We start from the raw sequence: 5348 nt of genomic DNA, 5'->3' as shown, positions 1-5348 counted from the left end.
CGCCGCCGCCTGCCCGGCCGGCGTCACAGCGGTGCACAACCCCGACTGGTCCGACGGCATGTCGACCTCCCTGCGCCGTGGGGTCGACGCCGCGCGCACCCACGACCGGGTCGCACTCACCGTCGTCGACTTTCCCGGTATCACGGCCGATCTGGTGCGCCACGTCCTGGCAGAGCACCGGCCGGGCACGGTCACGCTCCCCGTCTTCGGGGATCGTCCCGGTCATCCGGTGGTGTTCGACCTCGCCGACGCGCTGACCGCAGCCGACGAGGCCACCGGCGACGAAGGTGCGCGGTCGTTCCTCGCCCGCAACCGGGATCGGGTACGCAGGGTGAACTGCAGCGACCTCGCCGAGGTCGGCGACGTGGATACGCCAGAGGATCTTCGGCGTCTGCGCTGAACTTCCCCGACTGCAGCGCCTGACGTCGGAAGATCGGTCAGCAGGAGGCTGCAGTGCGCAACTTCTGCGCCCACTGCTCGGCGTCGTCGGCACTCAGCACGAGCGCGGTGCGCTTCTGCCCCTCCAGCTCGATGCGCAGCGCCGGCTGCCCGCGTCGGACCGAGACGAGGTCGTTGCGGCCGGGCCCACGCCACGAGCCGATGTTCCGCACACCTGGCAGACCGAGCCCCGGAGCACGGATACCCCGCACCGCGGTGAGTCCGTCCTGATGCACCTCCACCTTCCGGATCGACGCGAGGGGCACGTCGACGTTGCCGATGAGTCCCGCGATCTTCTCGAAGGTGGTGAGCCGCACTCGCAGGGTTCCGTTGTCGATACGCATTGTCGTCATGACAGCGATTATTCTCATTGTTGAAATCAATGTCAACTGTGAGAAGGTCGAGACGGAAGGGGGAGCATGACCACCGCAGAACTGCTGCTGCATCCGGTCCGGCTGCGCATCGTCCAGGCACTGCTCGGCGACCGCACCGCGACCACCGCGCAGCTGCGCACACTGCTCGACGACGTCTCCACCGCAACGCTCTACCGCCAGATCTCGACCCTCGTCGACGCCGGGGTGCTCGAGGTCGTCTCCGAACGTCGCGTGCGCGGCACCGTCGAGCGCACGTTCCGGCTCGTCACCGAACGCGCCCAGGTCACCGGGGCCCAGGCCGAGGAGATGAGCGCCGACGACCACCGGCGCGCCTTCCTCGTCTTCGCCGCGCAGTTGCTCGACGACTTCGACGCCTATCTCGACGACCCGAAGCGGCGCCTCATGATCGAGGACGTCGTGGGCTACCGGCAGGTCGCGCTCGATCTCACCGACGCGGAGGCCCTGGATCTCGTGGGTGAGATGGCGCAGTTGTTCGCGCGCTACGCCGAACTCGGCCCGGGCCCCGGTCGGCGACGGCGGCTGATCAGCCGCGTCATCATGCCGGCCCGCGATCCGGGAAACCCCTCACCCGAGGAGTGATCGGCGAGGAGTGATCGGCACAGAAACGACGAGGTCCCCGGACACCTGACGGCGTCCGGGGACCTGCGCTGCACCGGCTTCAGTGCTCGACCGGGCATCCTCCCGAGGTCTTGTAGTCGACCTGGAACTCCTTGATGCCGTTGAGCCAGCCCGACCGCAGACGGTGCGGGTCGCCGATCTTGGTGATGTCGGGGATGTGGTCGGCGATGGCGTTGAAGATCAGGTCGATCTCCATGCGGGCGAGGTTCGCGCCGAGGCAGTAGTGCGCACCGGTGCCACCGAAGGCGAGGTGCGGGTTGGGATCCCGGAGAATATCGAACTCGCGGGGGTTCTCGAACACCTCTTCGTCGTTGTTGGCCGAGGCGTACAGCATGACGACGCGCTCACCCTTGCGGATCGTCTGACCGCCGAGTTCGGTGTCCTCGTGCGCCGTGCGCTGGAACGAGGTGACGGGAGTGGCCCAGCGGATGATCTCGTCGGCGGCGGTCTTCGGCCGGTCGCGCTTGAAGATCTCCCACTGCTCGGGGTTGTCGAGAAAGGCCGCCATGCCGTGGGTGATGGCGTTGCGGGTGGTCTCGTTGCCGGCCACCGCGAGAACGATGAAGAAGAAGCCGAACTCCTCGGGAGCCAGCTCGTCGCCGTCGATGTCGGCCTCGATAAGGGTGGTGACGATGTCGTCGGCCGGGTTCTCCTTGCGGGCAGCGGCCATCTGGTAGGCGTAGCCCAGCACCTCCATGGAGGCGGCCGCCGGATCGGCGGTGTTGTCCGGATCGTCGTAGCCCGTCATCTGGTTGGACCATTCGAAGATCTTCGCGCGGTCCTCCTGCGGGACGCCGATGAGATCGGCGATCGCCTGCAGCGGCAGTTCCGCGGCGATCTGTGTGACGAAGTCGCCCCGACCGGCCTGGCAGGCCTCCTGAACGATCATCTTGGAACGGCGATCGAGCTCGTCGCGCAGGCCGTTGATCGCACGGGGCGTGAAACCGCGGGCGACGAGTTTGCGCAGCTTCGTGTGCTCGGGGGCGTCCTTGTTGAGCAGGACGTGACGCTGCAGCTCGATGGCCTCACGCGGAATGTCGTCGTTGAACCGCGGAATCGCAGTGTTCTCCCAGTTGGAGAACACGTCGCTCCGGCGGGAGACCTCACGGACCTCCTCGTGCCGGGAGACAACCCAGAAACCCTCGTCGTGGAATCCACCGACGTCGGGAGACTTCTTGTTCCACCACACCGGTGCCGTCTTCCGCAGTTCCGCGAACTCTTCGAACGGCATACGGTCCGCGTACAGATCGGGATCGGTGAAGTCGATGTCTTCGGGGATGTTCGGCTGCGCCACTGATATCTCTCCTGCCCTGGCGAGTACCGCTCGCGTGATTTGTAACACGTTCTAGAACCATTCAAACACAGGTGCGCCGCGCGACCAAGAGATCTGCACGTCCCGTGGGATAATCGAATTCTGTTGCCTCTCGGAGAAACCTGTTCTATTTTGCGAAGAACGTAGGAGAAAGGAGCCCGAAGTGGGCACACCAGTCATCGTCGAGGCCGCACGGACCCCGATCGGCAAGCGGGGTGGATGGCTCGCGGGCCTGCACGCTGCCGAGATCCTGGGCGCCGTCCAGGCCGGACTCGTCGAACGCGCCGGCATCGACGCCGAGCTCGTCGAACAGGTCATCGGTGGCTGCGTCACCCAGGCGGGCGCCCAGTCCAACAACATCACCCGCACCGCATGGCTCAACGCGGGGCTGCCCTGGCAGGTCGGCGCGACCACCATCGACGCCCAGTGCGGATCGGCGCAGCAGGCCAATCACCTCATCGCAGGCCTCATCGCCACCGGCGCCATCGACGTGGGCATCGCGTGCGGTATCGAGGCGATGACCCAGGTGCCCCTCGGCGCCAACGTCGGCGACCAGGCGGGCCCGCGCCGGCCGGAGTCCTGGAACATCGACATGCCCAACCAATTCGAGGCCGCCGAACGCATCGCGCGGCGCCGCGGCATCACCCGCGAGGACGTCGACGCACTCGGCGTGCGCTCGCAGCAGCTCGCGAAGCAGGCCTGGGACGAGGGCCGGTTCGACCGCGAGGTGCTGCCGGTCGTCGCACCCGTCGTCGACAAGGAGGGCAACCGCACCGGCGAGAAGACGACCGTCACCCGCGACCAGGGTCTGCGCGAGACGTCGGCCGAGTCGCTGGCGAAGCTGAAGCCCGTGCTCGAGGGCGGCATCCACACCGCCGGCACCTCGTCGCAGATCTCCGACGGAGCCGCGGCCGTGCTGCTCATGGACTCCGACCGCGCGAAGGCACTCGGACTGAAGCCGCGGGCGCGGATCGTCGCGCAGGCTCTCGTCGGCGCCGAACCCGAGTTCCATCTCGACGGCCCCGTCCAGGCCACCGCGAAGGTTCTCGAGAAGGCGGGCATGAGCATCGGCGATCTCGACCTGTTCGAGGTCAACGAGGCGTTCGCGTCGGTGCTGCTGTCCTGGGCCCAGGTGCACGGACCCGACATGGACAAGGTCAACGTCAACGGTGGCGCGATCGCGCTCGGCCACCCCGTCGGATCCACCGGTTCCCGCCTCATCACCACCGCGCTGCACGAGCTCGAGCGGCGCGACGCGTCGACCGCTCTGATCTCGATGTGCGCCGGTGGTGCGCTGGCGACGGGCACCATCATCGAGCGCATCTGACATGGGCACCGAAGCGGCGCCGAAGGGCCTCGACTCGAAGGCCACGGTCTCGATCATCAAGTGGATGTCGCGGTTCAACGTCGCGGCGTACCGGGCGACCGGCGGTCGCATCGGCGGAAAGTGGCGCGTGGGAAGCGCCTTCCCGTGGGGCATCCCGGTGTGCCTGGTGACCACGATCGGGCGGAAGACCGGGCAACCGCGAACGGCCCCGCTGCTGTTCCTCGAGGACGGCGACAAGGTGGTCCTCGTCGCCTCCCAGGGAGGACTGCCCAAGCACCCCTTGTGGTTCCGCAACATCCAGGCGAACCCGGAGATCACGGTGCAGATCAAGTCGCGCATCCGGACCATGCGGGCGCGGGTTGCGAGCGACGAGGAACGAGCGGCCTACTGGCCGCGTCTGACGGCGATGTACCCGGACTTCGACAACTACCAGTCGTGGACCGACCGTGTGATTCCCGTCGTCGTGTGCGAGTGAGCGTCCCGGCCGGCACGGTTCGCCGGGACGGTTCGCCGGGACGGTCCCGTGCGGGAATACTGAGTCTCGTACGTCCAGGTTCTCGACGAAGGGATGTCGCACGATGGCAACCACCGATCACGACAAGGTGCTCGACCGGCGGGAGATCGCGGCCGCGCTGCTCCGGGCGCTCGAACGACGCCACGAGGTGCTCGACGTGATCGTCGAGAGCAAGGATCGGGGCGACGCGGTCGCGAAGCTCGCCTCGCTGCTCGACACCGACGAGTTCTGCGCGGAGGCCGTGCTGAACCTTCCGTTCCGCCGTCTGACCCAGGCGGAGCGGAAGAAGATCCGTGAAGAACTCGACGATCTCGATGCGGTGCTGCAGTGGACGACGGCGGCGCGTCCGTACGCGACCGGCGCGCATTTCCGGTTGCGGCCCATTTCCCACAGCGCGGCCGACACGGCGCTGTTCAAGCAGCGCTGCGCCGACCAGCTGGGTGACGACAGCGACGAGCGGGTCGAGTCCGAGCGGCAGCGCGGCACCGAGCTGATGGACGACGAATCCGGGATGTGGCTTGTGGCCGAAGATCTTTCGGGCGACGAGCCGAAGGCCATCGGGTTCGCGTTCGGCGAGCTGACCGGCAACGAGGTCGACGTGCGGATCTGGGTGCATCCCGAGTTCCGCAAGCAGGGTTACGGCACCGCCACGCTCAAGCAGGCGCGTTCCGAACTCGCCGCCTACTTCCCCGGCTCCACCCTCATCGTCCGCGCGCCCGCCTAGATCGACGACGCCGTCCGTGC

The 5348-nt window shown here is 67.5% G+C and carries 7 protein-coding genes; 5 read left to right on the top strand and 2 right to left on the bottom strand.

The features are described 5' to 3' along the window. A partial coding sequence (locus ACLBYD_RS26020; RefSeq protein ID WP_447818683.1) for a nucleotidyltransferase family protein occupies positions 1-400 on the top strand: 400 nt, incomplete at its 5' end. 37 nt (positions 401-437) lie between these two features. Here the strand turns inward: ACLBYD_RS26020 and ACLBYD_RS26015 are convergent. After that, positions 438-791 carry a hypothetical protein gene (locus ACLBYD_RS26015; protein WP_447818682.1) on the bottom strand — a complete coding sequence of 118 codons (354 nt, stop codon included), beginning with the start codon at positions 789-791 and terminating at the stop codon, positions 438-440. A gap of 66 nt (positions 792-857) precedes the next feature. Between ACLBYD_RS26015 and ACLBYD_RS26010 the strand changes: the two genes are divergently transcribed. Continuing rightward, positions 858-1412 carry a helix-turn-helix domain-containing protein gene (locus ACLBYD_RS26010; protein WP_447818681.1) on the top strand — a complete coding sequence of 185 codons (555 nt, stop codon included), beginning with the start codon at positions 858-860 and terminating at the stop codon, positions 1410-1412. A gap of 79 nt (positions 1413-1491) precedes the next feature. Here ACLBYD_RS26010 and ACLBYD_RS26005 read toward each other — a convergent pair whose 3' ends face one another. Beyond that, a complete protein-coding gene (locus ACLBYD_RS26005) occupies positions 1492-2745 on the bottom strand; it encodes a cytochrome P450 (protein WP_447818680.1) in 1254 nt (417 codons plus the stop codon). A gap of 181 nt (positions 2746-2926) precedes the next feature. Between ACLBYD_RS26005 and ACLBYD_RS26000 the strand changes: the two genes are divergently transcribed. The 3 genes from ACLBYD_RS26000 to ACLBYD_RS25990 all read left to right on the top strand — a co-directional run bounded on the left by ACLBYD_RS26000 (position 2927) and on the right by ACLBYD_RS25990 (position 5328). Continuing rightward, the gene (locus ACLBYD_RS26000) at positions 2927-4090 is read left to right on the top strand and encodes a steroid 3-ketoacyl-CoA thiolase (protein ID WP_447818679.1); all 1164 of its coding nucleotides are present in this window, start codon (positions 2927-2929) and stop codon (positions 4088-4090) included. Between the two features lies 1 nt (position 4091). After that, positions 4092-4565 (top strand): nitroreductase family deazaflavin-dependent oxidoreductase, encoded by a 474-nt coding sequence (locus ACLBYD_RS25995; RefSeq protein WP_447818678.1) that lies wholly within the window; start codon positions 4092-4094, stop codon positions 4563-4565. Positions 4566-4668: 103 nt separating this feature from the next. Beyond that, complete coding sequence (locus ACLBYD_RS25990; RefSeq protein ID WP_447818677.1) at positions 4669-5328, top strand: GNAT family N-acetyltransferase; 660 nt, start codon at positions 4669-4671, stop codon at positions 5326-5328. Positions 5329-5348 lie beyond the last annotated feature (20 nt).

The sequence above is a fragment of the Rhodococcus sp. C26F genome (assembly GCF_053345925.1).
This window is presented reverse-complemented; position numbering and strand designations above follow the sequence as displayed.

What these genes read in the sequence shown, in the direction of transcription:
- ACLBYD_RS26015 (WP_447818682.1), bottom strand. Translation starts at nt 791, where the DNA reads ATGACGACAATGCGTATCGACAACGGAACCCTGCGAGTGCGGCTCACC.
- ACLBYD_RS26010 (WP_447818681.1), top strand. Translation starts at nt 858, where the DNA reads ATGACCACCGCAGAACTGCTGCTGCATCCGGTCCGGCTGCGCATCGTC.
- ACLBYD_RS25995 (WP_447818678.1), top strand. Translation starts at nt 4,092, where the DNA reads ATGGGCACCGAAGCGGCGCCGAAGGGCCTCGACTCGAAGGCCACGGTC.
- ACLBYD_RS25990 (WP_447818677.1), top strand. Translation starts at nt 4,669, where the DNA reads ATGGCAACCACCGATCACGACAAGGTGCTCGACCGGCGGGAGATCGCG.